The organism is Pseudomonas sp. PS01297 (assembly GCF_029959305.1).
GTDB classification, from domain to species: Bacteria; Pseudomonadota; Gammaproteobacteria; order Pseudomonadales; family Pseudomonadaceae; genus Aquipseudomonas; species Aquipseudomonas helleri.
This window is the reverse complement of record NZ_JASCPQ010000195.1, coordinates 1-2,946: the sequence shown is the minus strand read 5'-3', so window position 1 is coordinate 2,946 and position 2,946 is coordinate 1. Positions and strand designations below refer to the sequence as shown.

Here is a 2,946-nt window from a genome sequence, read left to right as displayed (position 1 = left end):
CGCGGGCTAGCTCGCGATGCAAACTACGCCGTGTATCAGGCACATCGCAGTGATGCTATCGCGAGCAAGCCCGCTCCCACATTTTCAGACCCTATTCAACTCAATCACGCAGCTACGGCCGGTGATGGCGATCTCAAGCAGCTCGCGATTACCGTTCAGTTGCAGGCAATCGTAGCGGCCCAGTTGTTCGTGCCGCGTGTTACCCACGCGTACGTCACCGTGGTCATCAGCAGCGAATACCAGCACGGTCTGCGCCGGGGTGAACAAGCGGCTACCGCCTTGCAGCCATTGCAGGCGGGCGTTGTAACGCTGCGGGGCGTAGATCAGGTTGAGGTCGCGGATCGGCCCGTCGATCAAGCGGCAACTGACCTCGCTGTCACCTTTAAAAGCAAAGGCATCGAACGGTAACAACGCCCGGCTCTGCTCGCCGTCCACCTGCAGGTGCATGCCCGCGCCTTGCAGCACGGTAATGACTCGCTGGTAGCCGTCGAAACGCGAAAAGCCGCCCGACTCGCCAATGTCGGCAATCGACAAGCGCCAGCCGAAGCCCTCAAGGCCTTCACCGGCATCGCGGGTGATTTCTTCTGTGCTGCCGCCGCCGTTTTTCCACGGCATACGCGGGTAATCGGCGGCGCGTAAAACGCTGAGTTCACTCATTTGCTGAAACGTCCTTCCAGGCGATGACGGGAACCGGGGTGGATCAGACGAGCAGCAGTCACTGGCTGGCGGCCCGACCACGTGCGGCGGCGAATCAGCAGGCACGGCTCGCTGGCTTCAATTTGCAGCAGCTTGCACTCTTTGGGGTCAGCCAAAATCGCTTCGACCACGTGCTCACCTTCGGTCAGCGGTGCGACCTGCGACAGATAGGCGTAAGGCGTTTGCCGAGTGAAATCTTGCTTGAGGTAGTCCGGGGCGACGAGCGCGTTGACGAAACGGTCCTCAATTTGCACGGGGATACCGTTTTCGTAATGCACGATCAACGAATGAAACACTTTCTGCCCTTCACGCATGTCGAGGACGGCGGCGCGCTCGGAGCCGGCCAGTTCTTCGGCCAGGCTGATCACTTTGCAGGTGTGCTTATGGCCACGGGCGGCGATTTCGTCGGCAATGTTGTTGACTTCAAACAGCGCGGATTGCGTTTTTGGCTCGGCCACGAAGGTGCCAACACCCTGCATGCGCACCAGCAGGCCGTCTGCGGTCATTTCGCGCAGCGCCCGATTAATGGTCATGCGGCTGAAGCCCAGTTGGCTGACCAGCTCGCTTTCAGACGGCACGCGGTAATGCGGCGGCCAGTTACCGCTCTCGATTTGCTGAGTGATCATCTGTTTTACGCGAGCGTAAAGCGGGGCTGGACTGTCGCCCATGTGGGCGGCCAGCGGGGGCACGACAGGCGGAGTCGACACAGGCAATCCTTGTTCATGAGTTAAGGGGCGTAGCTTGCCGGAGTTTACCGGGCAGGCAAACGTCTGTATATGTATATACAAATTTCCACGATGGGGTGCTCAATCGATGTCCGTCTTCTTCGCCGAACGTGCGCTGTTACCCACAGGCTGGGCTACTCATGTCCGCATCGAGGTCGGGGCCGACGGCTTTCTGACCCGTATTCAAGCCAATGCCGACGCCCAAGGCGCACAACGCTTGAACGGCCCGGTGTTACCGGGCATGCCGAATCTGCACTCCCATGCGTTTCAGCGGGCCATGGCCGGTTTGGCCGAAGTGGCGGGCAACCCCAACGACAGCTTCTGGACCTGGCGCGACCTGATGTACCGGCTGGTAGGCAAAATCAGCCCCGAGCAATTGGGCGTCATCGCCCGCCAGTTGTACATCGAAATGCTCAAGGCCGGGTACACCTCGGTGGCGGAATTCCATTACGTGCACCACGACCTGTCGGGCCAGCCTTACGCCAACCCGGCCGAGCTGGCGCTGCGCATCAGTGAAGCGGCGCGCTCCACCGGCATAGGCCTGACGTTGCTGCCGGTTCTGTACAGCCATTCCGGTTTTGGCGGCCAGGCGCCTAACGATGGCCAGCACCGTTTTATCAACAGCACCGAGCAATACCTGACCTTGCAGCAGCAGTTAAAACCCCTGCTGGCGCAACAACCGGCGCAACAACTGGGCCTGTGTTTCCACTCGCTGCGGGCGGTAACCCCCGAACAACTACACGACGTGCTGCGCGCCAGCGACACGGCGTGCCCGGTGCATATCCACATCGCCGAGCAGCAAAAGGAAGTCGATGACTGCTTGAGCTGGAGCGGCAAACGCCCGATCCAATGGCTGTATGACAACGTTGAAGTCGACGCGCGCTGGTGCCTGGTGCATGCCACCCACGCGACCCCCGACGAAGTGCGCCTTATGGCTCACAGCCAGGCCGTGGCCGGGCTGTGCCTGACCACAGAAGCCAACCTGGGCGACGGTATTTTCCCGGCAGTGGACTACCTCGCACAAAACGGCCGCATGGGCATTGGCTCTGACAGCCATGTGTCGCTGAGCGTGGTTGAAGAGTTGCGCTGGCTGGAATACGGCCAGCGTTTACGCGACCAACGGCGCAACCGCCTGTACCGCAGCGACCAGCCAATGGTCGGGCGCACACTGTACGACGCCGCCGTGGCGGGCGGTGCACAAGCGATGGGCCAGCCGGTAGCCGGATTGGCCGTGGGCCAGCGGGCTGACTGGCTGGTACTCGACGGCAACGACCCGTATCTGGCGACGGCGCAGGAAGACGGGATTCTCAACCGCTGGTTGTTTGCCGGCGGCGATCGTCAGGTCCGTGACGTGGTAGTCAACGGCCAATGGGTGGTGCGTGACAGGCGCCATGCAGATGAAGACGTGAGCAGCCGGGACTTCACTCGCGTGTTGAAAGAACTTCTGGGGGAATAAAGTGTGGGAGCGGGCTTGCTCGCGATTCAGACGACTCGGTGTATCAGGTACACCGCGTCGATGCTATCG

The 2,946-nt window shown here is 61.1% G+C and carries 3 protein-coding genes; 1 reads left to right on the top strand and 2 read right to left on the bottom strand.

Going from position 1 to position 2,946, the window contains the following annotated elements; translation table 11 throughout:
- Positions 1–84 precede the first annotated feature (84 nt).
- The gene (locus tag QMX84_RS26185; protein WP_282365141.1) at positions 85–657 is read right to left on the bottom strand and encodes a HutD family protein; all 573 of its coding nucleotides are present in this window, start codon (positions 655–657) and stop codon (positions 85–87) included.
- Positions 654–1,364 (bottom strand): histidine utilization repressor, encoded by a 711-nt coding sequence (gene hutC / locus QMX84_RS26180; protein WP_153328128.1) that lies wholly within the window; start codon positions 1,362–1,364, stop codon positions 654–656. Before hutC ends, QMX84_RS26185 begins: the two co-directional genes overlap by 4 nt.
- Before the next feature lie 145 nt (positions 1,365–1,509).
- Between hutC and QMX84_RS26175 the strand changes: the two genes are divergently transcribed.
- Positions 1,510–2,877 carry a formimidoylglutamate deiminase gene (locus QMX84_RS26175; protein ID WP_282365140.1) on the top strand — a complete coding sequence of 456 codons (1,368 nt, stop codon included), beginning with the start codon at positions 1,510–1,512 and terminating at the stop codon, positions 2,875–2,877.
- The last annotated feature ends 69 nt before the right edge of the window (positions 2,878–2,946 follow it).